The following is a 23,568-nucleotide window of genomic DNA, read 5'->3' on the forward strand; positions in this document are numbered from 1 at the left end:
TGGCGCCGGCGCACACCTGCTGGACGTAGAACCCGTAGGCGGTGTCGGGCGTCAGGCCGGTCAGGGTCGTGCTGTTCGTGCCGATGCCCGTCACGACGGTGCCCCCGGCGGGCGGGACAAAGCCGGCCAACCCGTAGATAACGGAGAACGTGCTGCCGCCGGCCGCCGGGGCCAACCAACTCAGCGCCGCCGAGGTGCCGGTCACCGTCCCGGCGGACAGGCCACTGGGGGCTGGGCAGCTGGGCAGCTGCGTAGCGCAGATGGTGAAGCTGCCCGGTACCCCTCCGAAACTGCTATACTCGCTCACCCGCACGTAGTACGTGGTGCTGGGGAGTAGGCTATTCAGGTCCAGGTCGGGGGCGCTCGTGTTGTTGCTCGTGCCCGTGCAACTCAAGTACGTGAGCGGGCCCGCGCAGGCCGAGCCCGAGTAAGCCTTCACTACGCTGGCGGCTCCTCCCGTCACCGAGATACGCACCTGGGTGCTGGTGGGGCCCGTGGCGGCCGTAGTGAACTTAAACCACACGTCGAGGGGGCCCACGTTGTGGCCGCAAGTCGTGCCTTGCCCGTTTTGGTCGTACACGGTGCTCGCGGTAGTGGTAGCCCTGAGCGTGGTGGCGCTGAGCGGGGTGCAGGAACTGTTCACCAGCAGCGTCCTCGCCCCGCAGGGCTCGTCATTCACCAGCTGGGTAGTAAACTCGTATGGGCCGGCGGTGCCGGAACTGGCCCCGGCGGCGCAGTGCAGGGTAACGTAGTATTGATAGGTGGTGCCAGGGGCAAGGCCCGTGATGGTCAGCGGCGGAGCCGTCAGGCCCGAAACGGTGGTGCCGCCGGTGGTTGGGTTAAAGCCCAGCGGGCCGTACACCACCGCGTAAGTACCGGTGCCGCCGGCCAGCCAGGAGAGGACTGCCGTGGTGGTCGTGGTGGTGTCGGTGAGGGCCACCGGGGTCAGGCAGCTATTCACCGTTTCGAGCACGATGTTATCCAGCCCCATATCCGTGCCGCCGGAATCGGCCCAGCCCCGGAAACGCAGCACGGCCGTGGCCGAGGTGCTGCCGATTGCCAGCAGGTGGGTGGCGAAGGCCGCGCTTGCCCCACTGGTGGTATAACCGGCCAGGCGCGTGAAGGTGGTGCCACCGTCCGTGGAGAGCTGTACCTGCAACGAGTCGTCGCCGTCGGTGTTCAGGTAGTCAAAGCTCAGGCGCTTAAAGCCGGCCGGGCTCAGGTCTACGAAAAGGTCCAGGGTGCCCGTCTGGCCCCTCGGGCTGAAACTGCTGTGGAAGCGGGCTGAGTGAGCCCCCAAGCTGCCCGTGGGCGTGTACATGGACGCGGTGGGGGTTATCCAGCCGGCACTGGCGCCGTCGTCTTCCCGGCGCCAGGCGCTATCGCCCGCAATGGGCGTGTTGCGCCAGCTGTTCGAGGGCGCGTCGTGGTTGCCACAGCGGCTGAGCCAGGTATTCTCGAAGCCTTCCGTGATGGGCAAGGTGGCGTAGGCCGGCAGCAGGCAGCTCGTGACAAAAGCTTTTTGAGCGGGTAATGAGCTCAGGCCGGGGCCGCAGCTGGCCACCATGCTCACGGTGTAGGCCGTGCTGGGGGCCAGCCCGGTCAGCAGCACGGGGGAGGCGCTCACGGTGCGGGTGGTGGGCGTGCCCCCGGCCGGGGTCAGCGTCAGGGTGTAGGCCGTGGCCGCGGCGGGGGACGTGAAGCTCACCGCGGCGCCGCTGGCCGAAACGCTGCTTACCGCCAGCCCGGTCACCGCCGGGCAGGCCACGTAACTCACCCCCACGTTGTCCACCCCAATGTCCGTATAACCGAAGTCAGAAGTGGCCTGCAGGCGAATGACGGTGGTGGCCGACAGGCCCGTGGCGGGCAGGCTCACCGTTTGGTCCGTCCAGCTGCTGGCGGTGGCGAAGCGGGCCAGCGCAGGGGCAAAAGTGGCGCCCCCGTCGACGGAAACCTGTACCTGCAGCGAATCCGAGCCATCGGTGTTGAGGTAGTCAAAGGTGAGCGTAGGCGTGCCGCTGGTGCCGGCCATGTTCACGGACAGGTCCAGCGAACCCACCGCGCCAGCCATTGCATTATAAGTATGGAAGCGGGCCGAGTGGGCGCTGGTGCCGGAGCCCAGGGGGCTGCCGGCGGGTGTGTAGACGCCCATGAGGGAACTCCAGCCGGCGGTGGCGCCGTCATCGTCGCGGCGCCAGGAGGCGTTGCCAGTGGCGGGCGTGTTGCGCCAGTTGAGGGCCGGCAGGTCGTTGACATTGCACTGGCTAAGCCAGGCAGTTTCAAAGTCCTGGGTGTAAGGCGTCGTGTTAGTTACGGCCACGTAGGGCGCGGCCCCGCAGGTTGTCGTAAACCTCGCAATGGCTGGAGCCGAGGAGAGGCCGGGGCCGCAGCTGGCCACCATGCTCGCCGTGTAGGCCGTGCTGGGGGCCAGCCCGGTCAGCAGCACGGGGGAGGCGCTCACGGTGCGGGTGGTGGGCGTGCCCCCGGCCGGGGTCAGCGTCAGGGTGTAGGCCGTGGCCGCGGCGGGGGACGTGAAGCTCACCGCGGCGCCGCTGGCCGAAACGCTGCTTACCGCCAGCCCGGTCACCGCCGGGCAAACCACGTAACTCACCCCCACGTTGTCCAGGCCCATGTCGCTGATGCCGAAGTCGGAGGTGGCTTGCAGGCGAATGACGGTGGTGGCCGACAGGCCCGTGGCGGGCAGGCTCACGGTTTGCGCCGTCCAGCTGCTGGCGGTGGCGAAGCGGGCCAGCGCAGGGGCAAAAGTGGCGCCCCCGTCGACGGAAACCTGTACCTGCAGCGAATCCGAGCCATCGGTGTTGAGGTAGTCGAAAGTGAGCGTGGGCGTGCCGCTGGTGCCGGCCATGTTCACGGATAGGTCCAGCGAACCCGTGGCCCCACTGGAGGCCTCATAGGAGTGGAAGCGGGCCGAGTGGGCGCTGGTGCCTGCGCCCAGGGGGCTGCCGGCGGGCGTGTAGACGCCCAGAGCGGGGCTCCAGCCGGCAGTGGCGCCATCGTCGTCGCGGCGCCAGGAAGCACTGCCGGTAACGGGCGTGTTGCGCCAGTTTAGCCCGGGGGTCTCGGCCGTGTCGCAGGGACTGAGCCAGTTGGCTTCGAAGTCCTGGGTGTAAGGCGTCGTGTTATTTACCGTGGCGTAGGGGGCAGCGGGACAGCCGGTTCGAAAGGTAGTAGTGCTGGCCGCTGAGGTCTGGCCGGGGCCGCAGCTGGCCACCATGCTCGCCGTGTAGGCCGTGCTGGGGGCCAGCCCGGTCAGCAGCACGGGGGAGGCGCTCACGGTGCGGGTGGTGGGCGTGCCCCCGGCCGGGGTCAGCGTCAGGGTGTAGGCCGTGCCCGCCGCGGGGGCCGTAAAGCTCACCGCGGCGCTGCTGGCCGAAATGTTGCTTACCGCCAGCCCGGCTACGGCCGGGCAGGCAGCAGGCGGACCAATGGTGACGGTAAAGTCTTTCGTTTCACCGGTCGTCAAAAGGGCGCACGCGTCAGCTGCACCCAGTGCACTGCCGGCCACCACGCTACGCAGCCGCAGCGTGGTGGAGCCCTGCACGGCGCTGGCTGGCACCAGCAGGGTGGCCGTAGCCGGGCTACCATTGGCGGGCGAACTGGTTGTGACGGGGGTCCACTCGCCGGCCTCGAAGACGAAGTTGTGGTTGAAGTCGACCCAGGCGGCCACGGCGCTCGTGCCGGTGAGCGTCACGCGCAGCGTGTAGGGCACGCCGTAAACGAGCGTAGCCGTGTTGGGACCGCTGGCCGGGTATGCGGCGTAAGCTTGGCCGCCGGTGTTCGCGCAGGCCAGGGACGTTGCGTTGAGGCTGGTTCCTGGAATGCTCACGTCCGTCATGTCGTTGCCCCCGCAGAAGCCGCCAAGGCCGCTGGCGCAGTAGTTGCTCGACTGGGCCACACCTGGCCCTGCGCCGAGCAGCAGCAGCAGGCACGCGCCGGCCAGGCCTCGGAGGCGAGAGGCCGGCGGGCGGGAAAGTAAAAAAGTGCGCATAGTTGGGTGGGAAATGGGGAAAAGGGGGTAAAAAAAGGGGGACGAAAGGTGAAAACAGAGTGGCGGGTGGACCATCTCCGTTTGGGTGGCGAAATGTATATATAAATGTCGAGTAGACAATAAGCTCGACCTTGGACCGGGCATTTTTTTTATGTCAGCAAATAAAAAAAGGCTGCTTCACATGGAGCAGCCCTTTTGTAGAAAAAATAATTATGCCAGGATGGCTCTATCGACAAGTACTTGCTTGGCGTCACTGCCGTGCCTGGGTGGGGGCTAAGATGCTATCCAAACAGGCAGTTATAACAGGTCATTCGGGCGTCGGCAAGCTGGAGGACGGCCAGGTAGTTCTCCAGCTTTTTGGCCCAGCGGGGGAGCCGGGGGCGGAAGCGGTTGAGACAGGAATGCGGGCGCTCAACTACCCAAAGGCGGGCCTTTTGGCCCGGATTTCTTCGCCGCGCGGGCGGCTGGGGGCCGGCTGCCCGCGTCCGGCTACCACGTCGCGCACCTGGGCGTAGTCGTGGCCCGCGTCCCGGCGCAATCCCTGCTCCCGGCCCGTCGCCTGGTGGGCCGGCCGCTTCGGCCGCTGGCGGCAAGCTCCGCAAGGTGCTTTCTCTCGCCTTCACGTCATGCCGATTGGTCCGGTCCAGCACCAGGCCTCCGGTATGCCCCGGGCCTCGGTCAAGCAGCTGCGCGTGACGCTGCCTTTGCCGCAGTCCGGGGGATTTGTCCAGGACAAGGAGGCCGTTGTCTATTTCTTCCAATGGAAGGGCTCCCAACCTTTGGGTCTTGTTAAACAAATAGGGGAAAACCTCCGCCTTGACCGCACCGCTGCGTGCTTTTCCTGGCTCTTATACTGTTTGACAATATTTTGCCCGGCAAACCGGCAAAACAATAGTCTTGCCGTTCATTTTCGCTAGCTGCTTTCGATTGCTTTAAGGGACGTATACTACACTTTCCGATGCTCTTACTTCCTTTTAGCGCCTTATTACGAGCAAACAAGCCGCTTAGCCCCGGCCTTGGAGGTTTCCCCTGTTTGTTTAACAACACCCCGCTAAGCAAACCAAGAAAAATACGGAAGAAACGGCAGCGGCTCCGGCCCTCAAAGTCGTTCGGCTGGCTGCCCCTGGCCGCTTGCCCGCCGTCAAGCGGGCCACTCGCACACCCACTCCGCTGCCCGCCGCCGCGTAGGTTTTTCTTCCGCCGTGCCCTGCCGGCGGGCGCGGCGCGTTTTAGCCGGCCAGCGCCACCAGCGCCACCAGCGCCTGGCTGCCCCTGGCCTCGGCCCGAGGTATTTCCACGGTAAAGGTGCTGCCCTGGCCTTCGGTGCTGGCCACGGAAATGCTGCCGTGGTGCCATTCCACAATGGTTTTGCACAGCGCCAGGCCCAGGCCCGTGGTGGCCTCGCCCCGCAGGCCCGGCCGGCGGGCCTTGGTGAACCGCTCGAACAAGTAGGGCTGCATGGCCAGCGGGATGCCCACGCCATCGTCCACGACGTGGATGCGGACGCAGCCGGGGCCCGGCTCGATGTGCACCGCGACGTGGCCGGCATCGGGGGTGAACTTGAAGGCGTTGCCAACCAGATTGATGAGCACCTGGGTGAACTTGTTAACGTCCACATTGGCATACACCGGCTCGGTGGGCAGCGTGTAGGCAAACTGGTGGCCCAGCAGCCGCTGGCCGCTCTGGAGCTGGTCGAGGGGCACGCGCAGCACGGCGCCCACGTCCACGCGGTCCACTTTCAGGTCCGTATTGGCCGAGGTAAGGAATTCGAGGTTAATTAAGTCCCGAATCATCTTCACACTGTCGCGGCTGGTGGTTTCCAGGACGTGGAGCATGTTGGGCACGTCGCTATTGAGGGGCGACTTCACTTCCTCGCGCAGGAACTGCGCGATTTGTTGCACCATGATGAAGGCCCCGCTCAAATCGTGCGACAAGATTTCCAGCGTGGCGTTCTTGCGGCTGTTGAACAGGTCGGCGTTTTCCTGGTACCGCTTCATCACGCTGATGTCGCGCAAGGTGCCGCCCAGCAACACCCGGCCCTGAACATCTTGCCAGTAGGAGGGCGTGAGGCAGAACCACTGCTGCGGCTGGCCGGGGTGCAACAGGCGCAATTCTACTTCGTTTGCCATCTGGCCCCGCACCCACAGCGCCCAATACTGCGCGAGATAGACCCGGTCGTCCGGGTGCAGCCGGTGGAGCAGGGCCGGCAGTTCGGCGTTCACCAGGCCCTCGGTGCCATGCAACACCTGCTCGTACGCCGCGTTTATAAAAACGATGCGGCCCGCCGTCAGGTCGTACACGAACTGGACGTGGGCACTGACTGCCGCTTGGTCCTGGAAAAAGTCGGCGAAGTCAGTCATGGGTAATATTTTGATGGTGTGGTGCCTGTGAAGGTACTGCTGATTAGCTTATCGCACCCAGCCGAACGCGGCGCAGGCCCCGGTAACAACGGCGGCGGCCTGGGCATCTATCGCGCTAAGTAATTGTTTAAGTAGTCAGGCAAAAGTAACCGTCATGCAGAGCGTAGCGAAGCATCTCGCGGGCAGCAATAATTAACACAGTTAAACAATTGATTTACTGCCACACGCGAGATGCTTCGCTACGCCCTGCATGACCGTCTTTTACTCGTTTACTTTTGAACGGCTACTTAAGCGTTAGTTCACCGGCCACGTAGCGCTCGTAGAGATGGCGCGCGAACGGACTAACTGTTCCACCGGCCCGTTCTACGCGGGCAAAGACCTGCTCAACGCGGTATCGGCGCGGCTTCACGTTGGTTGTTATTGTCCATGCCTAGCGCCCAAATAATTGCCGCCGCACGGCTTCGTCCCGGCCGTATACATCGGGGTAAAACCGCAGCTGGCCCGCCGCCACCGCGCAGGCAGCGTAGCACACGTGCAGCGGCAGGGGGTGTTTGAGGGCCAGGCTGCGCGACCTGGGCGAGGCTTCGCATTCGGCTTCGGTGGGCAGTGTGGCCTGGGTGCTGTCGGCGCCCAGCAGGTAGGCTGCCAGCTGCATGGGGTGCTCCATACGCAGGCAGCCGTGGCCCAGCGCCCGGTAGGGCCGCTGGAAATCCTTGGTGTTGGAAGTGGCGTGCAGGTACACGGAATACGGGTTGGCAAAGCGGAAAATAATGTTGCCCAGCGCGTTGTCGCAGCCCGAGTTTTGGCGGATGGTGTAAGGGAAGTGCCGCGCCGTCACGGCCCGCCAGCTCACGGCGTCGGGGTCCACGGGCCGGTTCTGAGCGTGGTAGCGGGCGTGCAGCAGCCCAAAGCCGGCGGCCTGGGCCAGCGCGGCGCGGCCCGTGGGGCTGGGCCGGGAGCCCGCGCTCCAGGCGGGAGCATAGGCGCGGCGGGCATAAAATGCCCGGGCCGCGGGGCCCTCCGCCAGCAGCTGGCGGCGCGGCGCGCCGGCCGTGTCGGCCAGCCATGCCTGAATGTGCGCCGCCAGCCAATCAGCCCCCGGCTGGCGCGAGCGGGCGCGGTGCTGCGGGCTCGCGGTTTGCCCAGCTTTGGGCCCTGAGCTGGCGGCCGTCAGCAGCAGCAATACGCCGAACAAGGGAAGCAGAGCAGAACGCATTGGCGGGAGGGAACAGAGTGGTGAAAACACTTGCAAAGGTGCCGTTCTGCTTACTGCAACGCCCTGATAATAATCATTAAACCCGATGATACTGCTCAAGGCAACCAGAGTGCCCGCCCGCCACTTTTGCGATTGAAATCGAGTTGGGTCATGTCCTGGTGATGTTTCGCCCCGTGAGCTGGGTGCCAGCTTCTCTTGCTGCTGCCAGCGCCCAACTTGTTCAGCCGCAATAATATTGCCGGCACCTGCTCCCGAGAAAAACACCCGTTCTGCTCGTTCTCACCGATTTCTTCCGCGCCGCCGACCGCGCCACCAGCCTGGCGGCGTAGTCGAGGGCGCGGCTGGTGCTGCTGCACGTGCGCCACACTGTAGCGCCTCCACGGGCCACAGGTGCATTCCTGAGCCGTTTTGTGGGAGCGGTTGCCGCTATGAGGCTGTTTGGAAAGTCAATTAGAACGTCATGCTGTACGCAGTGCAGCATGACGTTCTAATTGACTTTCCAGCGACTTCCTAAAGCCACATCCATATAACGGTGGTCTACTCCAGCACGACGCGCTTGGTAAATAGTTGATTATCGGCCTGGAGGCGCAACGTGTACACGCCCGCCGCCAGCGCCCTGGTGTTGAATTCGGCCGTGGCTCCCGCCGCCGTCAGGCCAATGGTGCGGCTGAGCACCACCTGGCCCAGCGCGTTTATCAGCGTGGCGCGCACTTCGCGCTGGCCAGCCAGCGGCGGCAGCAACAGCGTGAAGCTGGCGTGGGCCGGGTTCGGGTACAGGCTAATCGAAGCAGAACTCAGCTCCGAATGCGTGGCCGTGACGGTGGCCGGCCGGAACACGACGCTGAAGCGGCCGGTACCGGCCGTGGCCGTGGCCAGGGTGAACGCATAGCGGGCCCCCGGCGCCAGCACTTGCCGGGTGCCGGTCAGCGCGTCGCGCAGGTACACCGTGGCCGTGCCAAAATTGGCCAAATTCGCTACTTCGAAGCTAAAGCTGCTGGCCTGCGGCACGCGCAAGGCCAGGGGCACCACCACATCAGCGGTGCTTAGCGGAGGCAGGGCATCAATGGCCAGGAGCGTGGTGCCAGTCAGCAAAGCCAAATCCAGGCCTGCGGGGTTTGGGAGCTTGGTGGCGTCGTACGGCGCATCGAGGCCGGCGGTAGCGCCGGCTTCCAGGTAGAGGAAGGCCTCATCTTGCAGATTGGCCCCGGCTACTTGCAGCTGTAGCTGGGGCCGGGTATCGGCCGCGCCGCGCCCGAAGGTGGGCTGGGGGCCGAAGGTGGTGACGCGGTTGGCGTTGGTCAGGTTCACGGCGCCGGGCGTGCCGGGGGCGCTCACGCGGGCAAAGTAGCCCGAGCCGGCGTCAATCAGCGGAGAAGCCCCGATGCCGTTGGCGTAGCTGCGGTAGGTGCCGGCGTACTGGCCGGTGCTTTGATAGACGTACATGGCGCCGTCCATGCCCGGGCGCTGGGCGGCGGCCACGGTGCTCCAATCCAGCGGCGCGGGGTAGGGGTTGCCCAGCAGCTGCCAGCCGGCATCGGCATCGGTGCCCCGGTTGAGGACGCCGGATGCTTGAGCGGCATTGTTGAACGTGCCGGTGAAGGCAATGGGCGCGGCTGTGGCCGGCGCATTCACGCTATAGCCGCGGTTAGGCAGCATCACATCAGTAGCGCCGGTGGGGGAGAACCAGCCCTTATCAAACGCCCCATAGTTGGACGTGACTGCGGCCAGGCGCGCCTCATCGTAGCCAAACACCGTGGGGAAAGGCGAAACCGAGCTGGGCGTGGCGCTGCTGTTATAAGCCGGGTTGAACGTGGGCGTGAAGCCCGTGGTGCCCAGGCTGCCGAACGGAGCACTGGCCACCGGCGCGCTGAAGTGACGGTAGGCCGGGCCGGTGATGGCGCTGGTCACGGCGCGCTGCATGGTGCCGGTGCCGGTGACCACGCCACCAGTGTTGTCAATCAGGGCGGTGCCCGTGGCCGAGGAAAGCAGGGTGAAGCCCTGGCCGCTGGTGGCCAGGTTGCCGCTTTGCAGGCGGGCGACTTGCGTAATGCTCACGCCCTGGCTCAGGGTGAGGCCGGGGGCGTTGTTCACGGTCAGGTTGCGCACCTGGGCGGGCAGGCCCGCGCCGGTGAGCTGGGCCGCCGTGCCGTTGTAGGTATAGGAAGCATCCGCATCAAACGTGCGGGGGCCGGTGACCTGAATGGCCCCCGTGGCCCCGGTTGCGGCAATGCCAGCCGGGTCACAGATTTGCAGCTCCGCCCCGGCTTGCAGCTCGAAGCTGGCCGCGCCGCTCAGCGTCTGGCAGCTGGTGCTGAGCTGGCCGCCCGCCTGCACCTGCACGGTGCTCGCAACGGTGGTGGGCCCCAGCAGCGCGAGGGTGCCGCCGCTCTGCACCGTGATGCTGTTGTAGGTGCCGCCGGCGGTCAGGCTCTGGCCGCTGGCCACCACGAGGTCGGGCCCCAGCACCACATTGCGCAAGGACTGAATGTAGGTGATATTGGGCTGGCCGAAACCGTAGCCCCAGTTGAAGGCCGTGCTCTTGCTCAGCGCGCCCTTGGCCCCGTTGTAGTCGGTCAGGTCCTGGCCGGGGTTCAGGGGGTAGTGGCAGGTGCCGCCGCCCGCGTCGGTGCCATCGGGCGAGGTCATTTTGGCGCTTGCCACCGATAGGTAGAGGGCCGAGGGCACGCCCGCATTGCCGCCGCCCTTGGTGGCAAATACGTGAATGGCCCCCGCCACGCCCGCCGCCGTGCCGGTCTTGAGCATCACCATGTCATACTGCGTGATGTTGAACGAGGTGCCGGTAGCCAGGTTGGTCAGATACGTCGCGTTCTCCAGCAGCAAATCGAGCGTGAAATCCGACGCATCGGTGTCCTGCACGTAGCCGGCAGGCCCAACGAGGCGGCGCAGCACAATGGTGGTGCCGCTGCGCAAATCGCTCCAGAAAGCCGTGTTGTTGAAGCTGTACTTGCCGCCGGTGTCCAGCGTGTTGTTGCTTTCGAAGTCCTTCACCACCAGGTTGCGGATATCGAGGTGGTCCTGAACAACGAGCAATTCCGCCGCGTCGGTGTTGCCGTTGGCGTCGTTCGAGCCGTTGTACACGCGGTTCACCACGATGCCGGGCGGCGTGAAGGCCTGGTTGCGCAGCAGCTGGATATAGCTGATGTTGCCTGTGCCGAAGCCATAGCCCCAGTTGCGGCTGGCACTGGTGGACGTCGCCGCGCTGGTGCTGTTATAGTCAGCCGTGGTCTGGGCCGGGTTCAGCGGGTAGAGGAAGGCCCCCGTGGCGAGCGCGGCGTTGAAAACCAGCTTGGGGCCGGTGAGGCCGGTGTAGAGGGCGTTGGGGCTGCCGTTGTTCGATGCCAGGGCGTGCACCGGGTTGTCGATGCCGCTCGCGAGGCCAGTTTTTAGCAGCACCATGTCGGTATTGGTCAGGTTGAAATTCTGGCCGGAAGCTGATAAATCAGCCAGGTACGTGGTGTTTTCCATCAGCATATCCAGCGTAAAGTCGGTCGCGTCCACGTCCGTGGCGTAGCTCGTGATGCCAGAGGCCAGCCGGCGAAGCACGATGGTGGTGCCAATGCGCAAATCCTTCCACAGCGGGTGGTCCTTGAACTGAATTTTGCCGCCGGTGTCGCTGGTCAGGGTGGTTTCGAAGTCCTTCACAATCAGCCCGCGAATGTCGAGGTGGTCCTGCGTCACGAGCAGCTCCACAGCATCCGTCGAGCCGTCCGAAGTCGAGCTGCCGTTGTACATCCGGTTCACCACAATGCCCGTGAGGGGCTGCTCCACAAACGTCAGCTTCGAGAAGTTGAAGCCGCCGCTTACGAGGTCGAATTTGAGCGTGGCGTTGGGCGAGGCCTCCAGGTACACGTTGTTGATAACCAGGTCCTGATAGGTGCTGAAGCTGCCCGTGGCGGGCACGGCTATTACGCCGGTGCGGGCCACATCATTTACCAACAGCCGCACCGCACCCGTCGACGTGGCGCCCGTCGATACCCGCACCGTGAGCCGGTAGAGGCCGGTGCGCAGCACGTTCACGGTGTATTTCAGCCACTCGCCGCTGGCCGTGTAGCCCACTTCGCCAATGCCCTCGCCGCTGTTGCTCGTGTCCACGCCTTCGCTGGCGCGGGGCACGGTGGGGTCGAGGGCCACGCCCCGGTTGGCCACTTCCGTATCGTGGTAGGCCACGTTTTCGCCCCCGTTGTCAAACTCCACCGCCTTCACCACGCCCGGAATCACGGCCGCCGTGCCCGAGTACGGCGTGCGGATGCACGCACTGACGGGTAGGTAGTTAGCCTTCGTCGTCACAACCGTCGTGTCCGGGTTCACCAGCGTCAGCGAGACGGTTTTGTTGCCGGCCGAGGCGTACGTCACCGCAATCGGGCCCTTGCCGGTGCCGGTGGCGGGCGAGGCGCCCACGCCAAAATCCCAGGCAAGCGAAGTGAATTCGCCCAGCACCGAGGCCGTGTAGGTCACCGCCTCGGGCGCCACGCAGGTGAAGGTTTTATCCGACGAAAACGACGCCAGCGCAACGCTCTGGCCGGGGTTCAGGTAGGTGGGCGGCAGCGTCTGCTGCGCGTGCTGCAAGGAATACACGATTTTTTTGGTCAGCACGCCCTGGCTGTTGAACAGCAAAACCAGCGTCGACTGGGCGTAAATCCTGTCGTTGTAAGCCGCATTGATGCCGGCCGGCACGTTGATTTTCAGCGCTGCCGTGCCGGGCACCGTGGCCGTACTCAGCTGCACCGTGAAGTCGTAGTTCGTCACGTCGCTCTTGTTGAGGAGCATCACGGCGGTGGTGCCGTTGTCGGTGCTGCTGAGCACCGATACCAGGCTCTGGCTGCTGGTGGCCAGCAGGTTGGTGCCGTGCAGGTTTTCCGACACCAGCATCTCGTGGTAGTAGCTTGAGCGGGGCTTGGCTGCGGCTCCCGGGCCGTCGAGGTAGCCCAAATCGCCGGTGCCGCGCGCGCCGCTGCCTTCGTGAATCGACCACGGCTGCATCGACACGGCCTCGTACTTCATGCCCACCCCAAATACCTCGGCCCAGAACTGTCCGTTCAGGAAAGAATGCACGCCCACGCCTTCCACGGTATTGGCGGTGGGGTTGGCATAGTCGATGTTGAATTCGGTGAGGGCCCAGCGCAGGGCGTTGGCCCCCGTGCGGTTGTGCAGGGCGTTGGCGGTGGCCATCAAGCCCAGCAGGTTGGTCACGTTGTTGGTCAGGGTTTGGGCCGCACCCGTCACCTGGGCCCGGGTCTGCGTGCCGTTGAAGGAGTAGCTGTGAAAGGAGATGACGTCGAGGTAGTAGCGGCCGTTGGCATCGGTGCCGGTGATGTCGCTGGCCCCGCCCACCAGCCCGGGCATGTAGGTGCTGCCGTAGGAGGCATTTTCCGGGCCCACGGTCAGAATGGTGGGGTCCACGGCTTTCATGGCCGACGCAAACGCCTTGATGTAAGCGGCCACGCCCGCCACGCTCACCGGGCTGGGCTGCGCGGAGTTGTTCAGGTCGGGCTCGTTGCCGATAATCCAGTACCTGATGTTCCGGCCCATCGTGATGTTCACGTAGCTCACGGCGGCTGCCGCCTGCGCCGCCGTGAACCGGCCGCGCCCTTCCGAAACCTGCACCATGGGCTCGGCCCCGATGCGCCGGATGGAGTCAATCAGCGAGATGTATTGCTGGTTGGTCAGCAGGTTGGAATTCACGCCGTTGCCACCGATGCGCACCATGCGCACTTTCGATTTTTTCACCAGCGGCCACAGGCTGTCGAGCGACCCGTTGTATACCTGCGTGCCCAGGGCGGTGGGCAGCCAGGCATTCTGGCCGGTGAGGTAAGGGGAAATGGTTTGGCCGTGGCTGGCGCTCAGCGCGAGCCAGCCGAGCAGGAAAAACGATAAAAGTCTCTTCATGGGTGGGAGTGGGAGTTTGGGGTAACAGCGCGGGACCACGCCCGCCGGGCGGCGCCCAACTGGCTGGGGCGTCCTCGAACGGGTAATCGATATCAGACTTGGTGAAGAAAGCCCGGAGCCAACATTTCAGGGGGCGAGAGAAGCCGGATTAACAGCTTCAGTGCATTGATAATGAAGCGTATTGGCTTCGCGGGCAGCGATGGCTGGCCAGGTAAGTGTGCCGCCAAAGGTATTTGCCGATTTGCTGTAGAAGGTTGCGGGCAAGCTATTTATCTACGTAAACGTTTGCAGCCAAACCAAGCAGTTTTCGTGCGCCGATGGATGGACTAACGCGGTTGCTCAGGTATCCGTTGACACGTCGTCCCACGCCTGGTCCATGTAGGAAATGAGCCAGTTTAGGGAATGGTGCCGCTCCGATACCACGTCCGAATTCAGGCTGCCTGGTATCGGCTTCTGCTCCAGCCGGGCGTCGTAGCGCGCCCAGTCCAGGCGGAGGATGAGGTCGGCCTGGTCCAGCAGCTCTTTCTTGCTTCTCAGTTTCGCCCGTTGCCGGAATTGCTGCTCGGGCAGGGCGTGGATGATTGCCGCGTCGTGGGCAACGTCACACATGCTATCGGGGTAGCTCAGGGAATCGACGTACCCCAGCGCCCACAGCAGTACGTGCAGGCTTTCGCAGCGCCAGCTCGCGTTGAGTCGCTGCTGGTTCGTGGGCTGCTCTGCCGAGACGTACTCCTGTTCGGTGGGCGTAAGTTTCGGGGCGATGTGGTACGCCCGGTCTATCTCCGCTAAGCGAGCCGGCGAAAGCCCTTCGCTCTTCAAACCAATAAAACACAGCGCGAGTGCACTGTCAACAACCTGGTCCTTCGTTCGAATGGTTATCTCCGCTTCCGAATCCACAAACAGGGAATTTGGGTTGTGGTAAATCGGGACGCCATGCGTTTTGCAAAGCGCCTCCGATTGCGCCCGCCGGGCTTGCTGGTCTTTGGTAGCGATGATGTGCTCCACCGGCACGGTGGCGCGCACTTCCCGGGCCGATGGCTGCTGCTCACCACAAGAATAAAGGAGAAGCGCGAGGCAGCAGGCAAATCGTCTGGTCATACGAAAGCTGTGGCTCAGGAAGTAGCGCTAACTTCTGGGGCAAAGTACATCAGCCTCCCTTTCTGAATTAGGTCCGAAAGCAGCAATGTAGCCCCACATGCTCAAAGTGGGCCAATGTATGTTGCATTTACCCAAGGATGGGAAAATGTGTTGTGACCCAGACGTGGCTTTTTTGTGACACAGCACCGGTTAGTAAAGAAGATAACTAATTGATAGACAAAGAAAAAGCCACCCTTTGGAGGTGGCTTTCTTGTAGTCCGTAGGGGAATCGAACCCCTGTTGGTAGAATGAAAATCTACTGTCCTAACCCCTAGACGAACGGACCGTTTTTGTTTTTGGTGGTGCAAAGATACGGGAGGCGTTATTTAATGCAAGCCGGAAAGCAAAAAAAAGTGCCGAATCGATGAAAGCACGCTGTTTTTCAGGCGAAAAGATTTTTATCGGCGGTGGCTGGTGGGGTATGACAGGAGGCGCGGCCTTGCAGAACCATCTTCCTCCTCAAATCATTTAAAGGGAATGCCGGGGCAAAGCGCAGGTGCTGGCGAACCCGCGCCAGCCTGCTATCTTCGCCCTGCGTTTCAACCGGCCGCCAATGTGGCGGCTGGCCACTTATTTTCCCTGTTTCACAATGGCAAAAATTAAAGTCGCCATCAACGGCTTCGGCCGCATTGGCCGTCTCACTTTCAAGTCGCTGCTGGGCCGCGACAACGTGGAAATCGTCGCTATCAACGACCTGACCGACAACAAGACCCTCGCGCACCTGTTGAAATATGACTCCGTTCACGGCCGCTTCGATGGCACCGTGACCTACGACGAGGAAAGCCTGACCGTGAACGGCCAGCGCATCGCCGCCCTCGCCGAGCGCGACCCCAAGCTGCTCCCCTGGGGCAAAATGGGCGTTGACGTGGTGCTCGAATCGACTGGCCGCTTCGTCGACGAAGCCGGTGCCGGCCAGCACATTACCGCCGGTGCCAAGAAAGTCGTGATTTCGGCTCCGGCTACCGGCAACATTCCGACCGTGGTATTGGGCGTGAACGAGGACATCCTCACCGGTGCCGAAACCATTATCAGCAACGCCAGCTGCACCACCAACTGCCTGGCCCCCATGGCTAAGGTGTTGGACGATGCCTTCGGCATTGAGAAGGGGTACATCACCACGGTGCACGCCTACACCTCGGACCAAAACCTGCAGGATGCCCCTCACAAGGACCTGCGCCGCGCCCGCGCCGCTGCTTACAGCATCATCCCCACCAGCACTGGCGCCGCCAAAGCGGTGGGCCTGGTGCTGCCCCAGCTGAAAGGCAAGCTTGATGGTTTGGCTATGCGCGTGCCCGTTCCGGATGGCTCGATGACCGACCTGACCGTTATCCTGAAAAAGGAAGTGACCAAGGAGGAAATCAACGCCGCGCTGAAAGCGGCCGCTGAAGGCCCCCTGAAAGGCATTATCGAGTACACCACCGACCCGATTGTGAGCATCGACATCGTGGGCAACCCCCACAGCTGCATTTTCGACTCGGAGCTGACCTCGGCCAATGGTACGCTGGCCAAGGTGATTGGCTGGTACGACAACGAAACCGGCTACTCGACCCGCACCGCTGATTTGATTCAGAAGCTGGGCGAGCAAATGAACGGTTAATTGCCGCTCCCGTAAGAAACGCCGTCCGCTTTGCCCTTTGTGGCGGGGCGGGCGGCGTTTTTATGTTATCAGTGCCGGGCCGCATACTATTGCGGGCTGGCCGACGCTTCATTTACCGATTCGCCAAGCCACTGCTGGGCGTTGCTCATGCCCAAAACCTGCTTTATTCTGAACCCCAAAGCTGGCCCCAGCCGCCGCCAGGACATGCCTGCGTTGATTGCCCGGCATTTTGGGGCGCTGGAATCCGACTACGAAATTCGGCCCACCGGGTATGCCGGGCACGCTGTGGAGCTGGCGCGCACGGCGGCGGCCGAAGGCTTTGCGGTGGTAGCCGCCGTGGGCGGCGATGGCACCGTGAACGAAGTGGGCCGGGGCCTGTTGGGCTCGGAAACAGCGCTGGGCATCATCCCCCAGGGCTCGGGCAATGGCCTGGCCCGCCACCTGAAAGTGCCCCTGAACCTACCCGCGGCCCTGCGCCGGCTGGCCGCGCCCACCTTCAGCCGCATGGACGTGGGGGTGATGAACGGCCACCCGTTCTTCTGCACGGCCGGGCTGGGGTTCGATGCGCACGTGAGCCAGCATTTTGCCCAGGCCGGCTCGCGCGGCCTCAGCACGTACCTGCAAGTGACGCTGCGCGAGTACCGCCGCTACCGCCCGGTGGCGGTGCAGGTGAACCTGGACGGACAAAAAATAGCCACCGACTGCTACGTGCTGGCCTTCGCCAATGCCTCACAGTACGGCAACAACGCCTACATCGCGCCCTTAGCCGACCTGCGCGACGGCTTGCTTGACGTGTGCCTGATTGACGCCCTGCCGCCGGTGCGCGCTTTCCGGGTGAGCCTGGCCATGGCGTTGGGCAACTTGCCCCAAACCAACGCAGCCGACTATTTTCGGGTGCCGCGGGGCCGGGTGGTGGCCGAAGTGCCCATCGGCTTTCACGTTGATGGCGACTACCTGGGGCACGCCACTGAGTTTGACGTGGAGCTGCTGCCGCTGGCCCTGGTTGTGGCGGTTTAGGTTATTTAACAATTATCAATTAATATTTAACAGTCGTTCGATGCTTGAATTGATAGTCATAAAGGAGCGGAAAAAGACCGACTAAGCCATTAGAAGCTGTTTGAGTTAGGTTGAAAGGCCGCAGGAACGGTGTAGAGACGCATATTTGCGTCTCTACACCGTTCGTCGACTAACTCAAACAGCTTTTTAGTAATGCGAAATAAAAACTGTTAAATGTTAATTGTTAAATGAAAAAGCCCAGCCGCACTGGGGTGGTGTATTCGACCAACCCCGAGTTTTCTTACCAAACCGATGAGCAGGCGGTGGCCACTACGCTGCCGCCCCAGCAGCAACAGCTGCGGGTACAGCTCGATAAAAAGCAGCGCGGCGGCAAGCAGGTGACGTTGGTCACGGGCTTTGTGGGCACCGAGGCCGACCTACAAACGCTGGGCAAGCTGCTTAAAACCAAGTGCGGCGTGGGTGGCAGTGCCAAAGACGGCGAAATTGTGGTGCAGGGCGACTTCCGCGACAAAGTGCTGGAAATCCTGCTCAAAGAGGGCTACAAGGGCAAGAAGATTGGCGGGTAGTTCGGTGGGCGAGCTGCTTTGCTCGTAAGGCCTCTTTACCCCAATGCTTACTTGCCCGTCGTTATGCTCCAACTAGCTGCCCTGCCCGAAGCCGCCCGTGATGTGACCTCCCTGCACGGGCAGGCCGAAAGCGCCGTTATCAGCGCTGTGCTGTGGCTGAAGCTGGGCGTGGAGATGGTGGGCGCCGCCATTATCGCGCTGGGCATTCTGAGCGCGGGCTGGCTGCTGATGAAAGCCCTGGCGAAGCGCCAAACCATTGATTTTACGGCCATCCGGCTGGCGTTGGCGCGCTACCTGGCCCTGGCGTTGGAATTTCAGCTGGGGGCGGATATCCTCTCCACTGCCATTTCGCCCAGCTGGGAGCAGATTGGCAAGCTCGGGGCCATTGCCGTTATCCGGACGGCCCTCAACTACTTCCTGTCCCGCGAAATCCGGGAGGAGCGCCAGGAAGGCGCTGCGCTTAATGAGAAATGAAGAATGTAGAATGAAGAATTGTAATTGGAGCCAATGGTCCCGAAATTCCTCATTCCTCATTCCTCATTCCTCATTCCTCATTCCTCATTCCTCATTCCTCATTCCTCATTCCTCATTCCTCATTCCTCATTAAGCGCAGCACGGCCCGCGCCACGTCCTCGGGCGTGTCGATGCCGAAGGCGTCCAGCTCCGTTTCGGCGCAGCGAATCTGGAACCCGGCTTCGAGCCAGCGCAGCTGCTCCAGGCTTTCGGCGGCTTCGAGGGGCGACACGGGCAGGCGCGTGAGCTGCGCCAGCACCGCGGGCTTATAGGCGTAGAGGCCCAGGTGGCGCAGGTAGCGGTGGTGGGCCAGCCACTCGGCGGGCTCGCGGCCGCGCTGATAGGGGAGGGGGTGGCGGCTGAAATACAGGGCGTGGCCCAGCTGGTTGAGCACCACTTTGGGCAGGTGCGGGCTGAATAATTCTTCCTCCGAAATCACGGGCTTGACCAGCGTGGCGATGTCGGGCGCGGTGGCCTCGTCGGCGAATAATGCGGCCAGGGCGTTGATTTGGGCCGGGTTGATGAACGGCTCGTCGCCCTGAATATTGACGATGCAATGCACGTCGGCGGGGCTGCCGAGCTGCTGGAAGGCTTCCCAGAGGCGGTCGGTGCCGCTGGGGTGGTCGGGGCGGGTGAGCACGGCCTCGCCGCCAAAGGCCTGGACGTGCTGGAGGATGCGCTCGTCGTCGGTGGCCACCACCACGCGGGCCAGGTTGGCTTTCCGGGCCTGGGCCACCACGCGTTCAATCATGCTGCGGCCGCCCAGGTCCACAAGGGGCTTGCCGGGCAGGCGGGTGGAGGCAAAGCGGGCAGGAATCAGGCCGAGGACCATGTGGGGAGCAGGAGAAATGAGCGAAAACCGGGACCAAAACCCCACAATTATGCTTCAAAGAACGGGCTTTGGATGCTTCCAAAACGAAGCGGAGCCAATTACCCGCCGGTTTTTGCGTTATTTTGCCTCCGCTGGCTGCCCAGCCGGTTCCCGGGCGGGGCACGTCTCGTTTTTGCAAGGTTGATTTTATGACTGTACTCGTTTCGCTTCTCACGTTGCTGGCCTTGGGCGGCCCTGGTCCTGGAAAAGCTGGTCACTCGAAAAGTGCCCCCACTGACTCCATTGGCGTAGAAATGCGCGGCGGCCAACGCTTCGTGAAGCACCGCGTGGCGGCCGGCGAGACGCTCTCGGCCCTCTCTCGCCACTACCACGTCACGCTCGACCAGCTCAACGCGGCCAATCCGCAGATTAAAAATGGCCTGGGCATTGGGCAAATTGTCTTCGTGCCCCGGCCGGCCGCCGGCAAAACCGCCGCGGCCGCCCCGGCCAAAGCCCCAGCCACTACCTATACACCTGCCGCAGCCAGTGCGGTGCCCGCCCACTACACCGTGGCCAAGGGCGAAACGCTGTTCGGCATTGCCCGGAAGTTTCAGCTCTCGCCCGAAGACCTGATTAAGTTAAATAAGCTGCCGGCCGGTGGCGCCGTGCGCGTGGGCCAGCAGCTGCTGCTCGCAGCCACCGAAACTGGCACGACGGCCGGGGCGACGGCCCCGACCGCCAAGCCCGCGCCCGTGCGCCCGGTGGAGCTGGAGTCGATTCCGGCCGCGCCCGCGCCCAAAACGCCCGCTGCTCCGGTGCCCGATAAGCCCGCGCAGGTGGCGACCGTGACCCCCGAAAAGCCCTCCGACAAAGAAGAAGAAAAGGAGCACGAAGACCGCACCCCCAGCCGCGCCAGCGAAGTGCTGGCCCGCGTGGTGGAAACCGGCCTCGGCGCGCCCATCGAAAAAAGCATAACCGACAAGTACCTCGCCCTGCACAAAACGGCCCCCGTGGGCACCATCATGCAGGTGAAAAACGCCATGAATGGGCAATCGGTGTACGTGCGCGTCATCGGCAAGCTGCCCGATACGGGCGAGAACAACAACATTCTGGTGCGCCTCTCGCCCCGCGCCGTGCAGAAGCTGGGCACCGCCGACTCCCGCTTCCGCGTTGAGACAAACTACATTCCTTAGTAATAACCAACAAAAAAGAACGTCATGCTGAGCAGAGCCGAAGCATCTCTACTGCACAATAGTAAAACTGATTACTACTGCACGCGAGATGCTTCGGCTCTGCTCAGCATGACGTTCTTTTTTGTTGGTCGAACCCGCTAAAACTTCCCCTTCTTCCTTTGAACATCGCCCAGCTTCGCCGTCAGCTCGACGCGCAGTACGAGCGCTACAACCGCCCGGACTTCATCAAAAACGACCCCATTCAGATTCCGCACCGCTTCACCCAGCGGCAGGATATTGAAATTGCGGCCCTGTTTGCCGCGCTGCTGGCCTGGGGGCAGCGGCCTACCATCATCAACAAGTGCAACGAGCTGCTGCGCCGCATGGACGATGCGCCGTATCAGTTCATCACCCAGCACCAGGACGAGGACCTGAAGAAGCTGCTGGGCTTCTGCCACCGCACGTTCTGCGATACCGATTTGCTGTATTTTGTGCATTTTCTGCGCCAGTGGTACGGGCAGCACGAGTCGCTGGAAACCGCGTTTCTGGTGGGCCACACGCAGCGCGAGCGGCTGATAAACTTCCACAACCACTTCTTCAGCCTGCCCGATGCGCCGGCGCGCACCCGCAAGCACGTGGCCACCCCGGCCCGCAAATCGGCCTGCAAGCGGGTGAATATGTACCTGCGCTGGCTGGTGCGCCGCGATACTCACGGCGTCGATTTCGGCCTCTGGACCCGCCTCTCACCCGCCGACCTCATTATGCCCATCGACCTGCACGTCGAGCGCCAGGCCCGCCCCCTGGGCCTGCTCACCCGCAAGCTGGTGGACTGGGAAGCCGCCGAGGAACTGACCGCCAACCTGCGCAAGCTGGACCCGAGCGACCCGGTGAAGTACGACTTCGCGCTGTTTGGGGCGGGCGTGGATAAGTAGAACTAAAAGCTAGCGCGCGTCTGCGACGCGCTGCCCATTGGCTTCGAGTCTCTGACTCGTTCTGTGGGCGAAGCTCTCGAAGCTGTGCGCCAGCGAGCCGCAGGCTCGAACCCAGTAGGCAGCGCGTCGCAGACGCGCGCCAGCAGGGGCAGGCCTGCGCCATCAGGAAAACGTGTTGTAATGATTCCAGCCATCAATCGATTCACGCCCCGTCACGCTACCCTGCCAATTTCTCCCCGATGGAATCCCGATTCGAAATGTTGTTGCCCAACATGCGCAAAAACCGGCGGACAGCTATTGTCTTCGGCGGGCTATATGCCGCCGTGTGGGTGGCATGGGTGGCCTCAATGGTCCACCGTTTGGGCTTCAGTAGTGGAATGCAATGGGCTCTGTCTCTGCTGATGCTGGCCGCAATGATAGGCTTAGTATTTTTGCCTTGGCTCATTCGAAAGTTGGCTTACGAACCACACTTACTGGTAGTAGCAAATAGCGAGCTGCGGGTAGAAAACCAGCAATCGGGAGAAGCCCGACATTTCCCGTTCGAAAATATCGCCAAATTTCGGGTGAATATATTCCGCGGCAGCGTGGGACTGTGGTTCTGGAGCCATGAGGGTAAAAAGCAGGCCCTGAACAGCAACAACGATGACCTCCTGCGGGCCGTGCCTGCCCTGAAACAGGCCTTGCGGCAATACGAACAGGCGCATGGAGAACTGGCTAAATTTCGGCCCGTTTCCTGTTTTGGGCACCCGGTTTCCACCGCTTTTCTGTGGCTGTACGTGGCCCTGCTACTGGGGCTGGCCCGAATAGTGATGCAGCAAAGCGAAACGTCCGGTGCAACGGGCTTCCTGTGGATGTTGGGGTTGGGCTTCGTGCCCTATGCGCTGGGGTGGTACGAAGCGCGTGAGGAGCGGCAGAATTATTAGGTTGCCATAAGTAGTCGCATTTTGTGGAAAAGCAATTCAATCTAATCCTCACCAACCGCTGGAAAGCCGCCGGGGTAGTGGTCGGAAGCATCGTATTGCTGGGGCTGGTAGCGGCGGTCGTCATCGGTACCGTGGGCCGCTATTCTCCGGTGGTAGCTGGTGTTAGCGGGGTAGGGCTGTTAGTTGGTTGGATATTTTGGTTTATACCGCAGGCAGCGCACCGGTTTTGCGCCGAACTGGCCGTGGCCGTCCTCAACGAGGGAGGGCTGACGGTACACTATCAGGCTACTGGGGCCGTCCGGCACATCGGCTTTGCTGATATGGCCTCGTATAGCTTCGCCTTTAATGAGGATTTTACTGTTCGGCCGCGCCCTCAACCTGCATCTCAACTATAAGCTGCATCCACAGGGGCTACGGCCTCTGTTGGAATTTCAGCAGCATTTTCAGCGGGCGGTGGCCGACTACCAGCAGGGCCAGCAGGGCCAGCAGGGCCGGCCCTGCCAGCCGCTTATTCTAGAGCTTGGCTTTTTCTCGCGGCCAATCGCAACGGTGGTGCTGGGCCTGTTTGCCATCCTGGTGGGCTAGCTGGGTTGGCGGGCGTTTCGGCGGTTTGCCACCGAAGGCGCGTGGGGCGGATTCCTGTTTGTGGGGTTGCTGTTCACGCTTTACGTGTTGCTGTGGCACTATCATCGTAAGCAAACGAAGTTCGAGTAGCCAGCTTCGGTAGCCGCCCCCCGATGGCACGGGCCTGTGGCCCGCGCCCACTATTCGCAGGCCTCTGGCCTGCAACCGTTGAACGGGCTATCACAAAGGCGTGCCAACGGTGTGGGCCAGAGGCCCACCAATAGTCGGCACGGGCCGCCGTTCCGCGCCATCAGGCCCCGGCTTTGGTCCCCGCCACCACCACCAGCAGCGCATCCTCGGCGGCGCGGGTGAGGCGGTGGTAGAAAAACCGGCCGCGCCGCTCGCGCACGGTGAGGCCGCGGTCGAGCAGTTCCACGCTCATGCGGGTGCCGGCCCGCCAGCTCAGGCCGGCCGCCGCCTGTAGCTGATAGGTGTCCAGTTCCGGCTGCTCCATGAGGGCCACCAGCATGCGGGCCAGCCGGACGAGGGTGCGGGCATCGCGCATGCCTTCGGGTGGGGTGAGCCAGGCTTGCACGCGGGCCAGCACGGCGGCCGGCTCCTGGCTGGGCGGCGGGGGCGGAGCATCGCGCTCGGTGAGGCGCTGGGCAAAGCGGGTGGCCAGGGTGTCGGGAGCAGCGGAAATGCCGGAAATTACGTCGGTCATGGTGGGAAGGGAAGGCGGTGCGTGGGCAAGGTAGGCAATTACTGCCTTACCTGGGCTGATGTGCGCCTTATAATACATGATGAGCGTATTACTTCGTGCCAAGCGCGCTGCGGTAGACCT

The 23,568-nt window shown here is 63.0% G+C and carries 16 protein-coding genes and 1 tRNA gene; 8 read left to right on the plus strand and 9 right to left on the minus strand.

Annotated features, from left to right (window positions below):
- The 7 genes from J4G38_RS25685 to J4G38_RS25715 all read right to left on the minus strand — a co-directional run.
- A partial coding sequence (locus tag J4G38_RS25685) for a fibronectin type III domain-containing protein (protein ID WP_226163869.1) occupies nucleotides 1-4,009 on the minus strand: 4,009 nt, incomplete at its 3' end.
- Between the two features lie 1,229 nt (nucleotides 4,010-5,238).
- Nucleotides 5,239-6,369 carry a PAS domain-containing sensor histidine kinase gene (locus tag J4G38_RS25695; protein WP_210521708.1) on the minus strand — a complete coding sequence of 377 codons (1,131 nt, stop codon included), beginning with the start codon at nucleotides 6,367-6,369 and terminating at the stop codon, nucleotides 5,239-5,241.
- A gap of 283 nt (nucleotides 6,370-6,652) precedes the next feature.
- Nucleotides 6,653-6,778, minus strand: coding sequence for an antitoxin VbhA family protein (locus J4G38_RS29275; RefSeq protein WP_210521709.1), 126 nt, complete (start codon nucleotides 6,776-6,778; stop codon nucleotides 6,653-6,655).
- A 21-nt stretch (nucleotides 6,779-6,799) separates the two neighbouring features.
- Entirely contained in the window at nucleotides 6,800-7,585 is a 786-nt protein-coding gene (locus J4G38_RS25700; RefSeq protein ID WP_210521710.1) for a L,D-transpeptidase family protein, read from the minus strand.
- A gap of 537 nt (nucleotides 7,586-8,122) precedes the next feature.
- Nucleotides 8,123-13,492 (minus strand): carbohydrate-binding protein, encoded by a 5,370-nt coding sequence (locus tag J4G38_RS25705; RefSeq protein WP_210521711.1) that lies wholly within the window; start codon nucleotides 13,490-13,492, stop codon nucleotides 8,123-8,125.
- A gap of 339 nt (nucleotides 13,493-13,831) precedes the next feature.
- The gene (locus J4G38_RS25710; RefSeq protein WP_210521712.1) at nucleotides 13,832-14,590 is read right to left on the minus strand and encodes a DUF4272 domain-containing protein; all 759 of its coding nucleotides are present in this window, start codon (nucleotides 14,588-14,590) and stop codon (nucleotides 13,832-13,834) included.
- A 253-nt stretch (nucleotides 14,591-14,843) separates the two neighbouring features.
- Nucleotides 14,844-14,915: transfer RNA gene (locus tag J4G38_RS25715), tRNA-Glu, on the minus strand.
- 303 nt (nucleotides 14,916-15,218) lie between these two features.
- Here J4G38_RS25715 and gap point away from each other — a divergent pair.
- From gap to J4G38_RS25735, 4 genes are all read left to right on the plus strand, one after another.
- Nucleotides 15,219-16,226 carry a type I glyceraldehyde-3-phosphate dehydrogenase gene (gap, locus tag J4G38_RS25720; protein ID WP_210521713.1) on the plus strand — a complete coding sequence of 336 codons (1,008 nt, stop codon included), beginning with the start codon at nucleotides 15,219-15,221 and terminating at the stop codon, nucleotides 16,224-16,226.
- Nucleotides 16,227-16,373: 147 nt separating this feature from the next.
- Nucleotides 16,374-17,243 carry a diacylglycerol/lipid kinase family protein gene (locus J4G38_RS25725; RefSeq protein WP_210521714.1) on the plus strand — a complete coding sequence of 290 codons (870 nt, stop codon included), beginning with the start codon at nucleotides 16,374-16,376 and terminating at the stop codon, nucleotides 17,241-17,243.
- 227 nt (nucleotides 17,244-17,470) lie between these two features.
- The gene (locus J4G38_RS25730; protein WP_210521715.1) at nucleotides 17,471-17,809 is read left to right on the plus strand and encodes a translation initiation factor; all 339 of its coding nucleotides are present in this window, start codon (nucleotides 17,471-17,473) and stop codon (nucleotides 17,807-17,809) included.
- A 63-nt stretch (nucleotides 17,810-17,872) separates the two neighbouring features.
- Nucleotides 17,873-18,283 carry a DUF1622 domain-containing protein gene (locus tag J4G38_RS25735; protein ID WP_226163871.1) on the plus strand — a complete coding sequence of 137 codons (411 nt, stop codon included), beginning with the start codon at nucleotides 17,873-17,875 and terminating at the stop codon, nucleotides 18,281-18,283.
- A gap of 112 nt (nucleotides 18,284-18,395) precedes the next feature.
- Here J4G38_RS25735 and kdsB read toward each other — a convergent pair whose 3' ends face one another.
- A complete protein-coding gene (gene kdsB, locus J4G38_RS25740; protein WP_210521716.1) occupies nucleotides 18,396-19,154 on the minus strand; it encodes a 3-deoxy-manno-octulosonate cytidylyltransferase in 759 nt (252 codons plus the stop codon).
- A gap of 188 nt (nucleotides 19,155-19,342) precedes the next feature.
- Between kdsB and J4G38_RS25745 the strand changes: the two genes are divergently transcribed.
- The 4 genes from J4G38_RS25745 to J4G38_RS25760 all read left to right on the plus strand — a co-directional run bounded on the left by J4G38_RS25745 (nucleotide 19,343) and on the right by J4G38_RS25760 (nucleotide 22,745).
- The gene (locus J4G38_RS25745; RefSeq protein WP_210521717.1) at nucleotides 19,343-20,326 is read left to right on the plus strand and encodes a DPBB and LysM peptidoglycan-binding domain-containing protein; all 984 of its coding nucleotides are present in this window, start codon (nucleotides 19,343-19,345) and stop codon (nucleotides 20,324-20,326) included.
- A gap of 158 nt (nucleotides 20,327-20,484) precedes the next feature.
- The gene (locus J4G38_RS25750) at nucleotides 20,485-21,237 is read left to right on the plus strand and encodes a TIGR02757 family protein (RefSeq protein WP_210521718.1); all 753 of its coding nucleotides are present in this window, start codon (nucleotides 20,485-20,487) and stop codon (nucleotides 21,235-21,237) included.
- A gap of 239 nt (nucleotides 21,238-21,476) precedes the next feature.
- On the plus strand, nucleotides 21,477-22,160 hold the full coding sequence (locus tag J4G38_RS25755; RefSeq protein ID WP_210521719.1) for a hypothetical protein: 684 nt from the start codon (nucleotides 21,477-21,479) through the stop codon (nucleotides 22,158-22,160).
- 345 nt (nucleotides 22,161-22,505) lie between these two features.
- Nucleotides 22,506-22,745: a hypothetical protein gene (locus J4G38_RS25760; protein WP_210521720.1), complete on the plus strand. Its 240-nt coding sequence runs from the start codon at nucleotides 22,506-22,508 to the stop codon at nucleotides 22,743-22,745.
- A gap of 289 nt (nucleotides 22,746-23,034) precedes the next feature.
- On the opposite strand, the gene J4G38_RS25765 is transcribed toward J4G38_RS25760, so the two are convergent.
- Nucleotides 23,035-23,448, minus strand: a complete 414-nt coding sequence (locus J4G38_RS25765; protein ID WP_210521721.1) for a hypothetical protein — start codon at nucleotides 23,446-23,448, stop codon at nucleotides 23,035-23,037.
- Nucleotides 23,449-23,568: the final 120 nt, after the last annotated feature.

The organism is Hymenobacter terricola (assembly GCF_017921975.2).
Classification (GTDB): Bacteria; Bacteroidota; Bacteroidia; order Cytophagales; family Hymenobacteraceae; genus Hymenobacter; species Hymenobacter terricola.

Excerpts from the sequence above, each read along its gene's own strand:
- J4G38_RS25705 (WP_210521711.1), bottom strand. The coding sequence starts at position 13,492 with ATGAAGAGACTTTTATCGTTTTTCCTGCTCGGCTGGCTCGCGCTGAGC.
- J4G38_RS25735 (WP_226163871.1), top strand. The coding sequence starts at position 17,873 with ATGCTCCAACTAGCTGCCCTGCCCGAAGCCGCCCGTGATGTGACCTCC.
- gap (WP_210521713.1), top strand. The coding sequence starts at position 15,219 with ATGGCAAAAATTAAAGTCGCCATCAACGGCTTCGGCCGCATTGGCCGT.
- J4G38_RS25755 (WP_210521719.1), top strand. The coding sequence starts at position 21,477 with ATGGAATCCCGATTCGAAATGTTGTTGCCCAACATGCGCAAAAACCGG.
- J4G38_RS25700 (WP_210521710.1), bottom strand. The coding sequence starts at position 7,585 with ATGCGTTCTGCTCTGCTTCCCTTGTTCGGCGTATTGCTGCTGCTGACG.
- J4G38_RS25760 (WP_210521720.1), top strand. The coding sequence starts at position 22,506 with ATGAGGATTTTACTGTTCGGCCGCGCCCTCAACCTGCATCTCAACTAT.
- kdsB (WP_210521716.1), bottom strand. The coding sequence starts at position 19,154 with ATGGTCCTCGGCCTGATTCCTGCCCGCTTTGCCTCCACCCGCCTGCCC.
- J4G38_RS25745 (WP_210521717.1), top strand. The coding sequence starts at position 19,343 with ATGACTGTACTCGTTTCGCTTCTCACGTTGCTGGCCTTGGGCGGCCCT.
- J4G38_RS25695 (WP_210521708.1), bottom strand. The coding sequence starts at position 6,369 with ATGACTGACTTCGCCGACTTTTTCCAGGACCAAGCGGCAGTCAGTGCC.
- J4G38_RS25710 (WP_210521712.1), bottom strand. The coding sequence starts at position 14,590 with ATGACCAGACGATTTGCCTGCTGCCTCGCGCTTCTCCTTTATTCTTGT.
- J4G38_RS25730 (WP_210521715.1), top strand. The coding sequence starts at position 17,471 with ATGAAAAAGCCCAGCCGCACTGGGGTGGTGTATTCGACCAACCCCGAG.
- J4G38_RS25765 (WP_210521721.1), bottom strand. The coding sequence starts at position 23,448 with ATGACCGACGTAATTTCCGGCATTTCCGCTGCTCCCGACACCCTGGCC.
- J4G38_RS25725 (WP_210521714.1), top strand. The coding sequence starts at position 16,374 with ATGCCCAAAACCTGCTTTATTCTGAACCCCAAAGCTGGCCCCAGCCGC.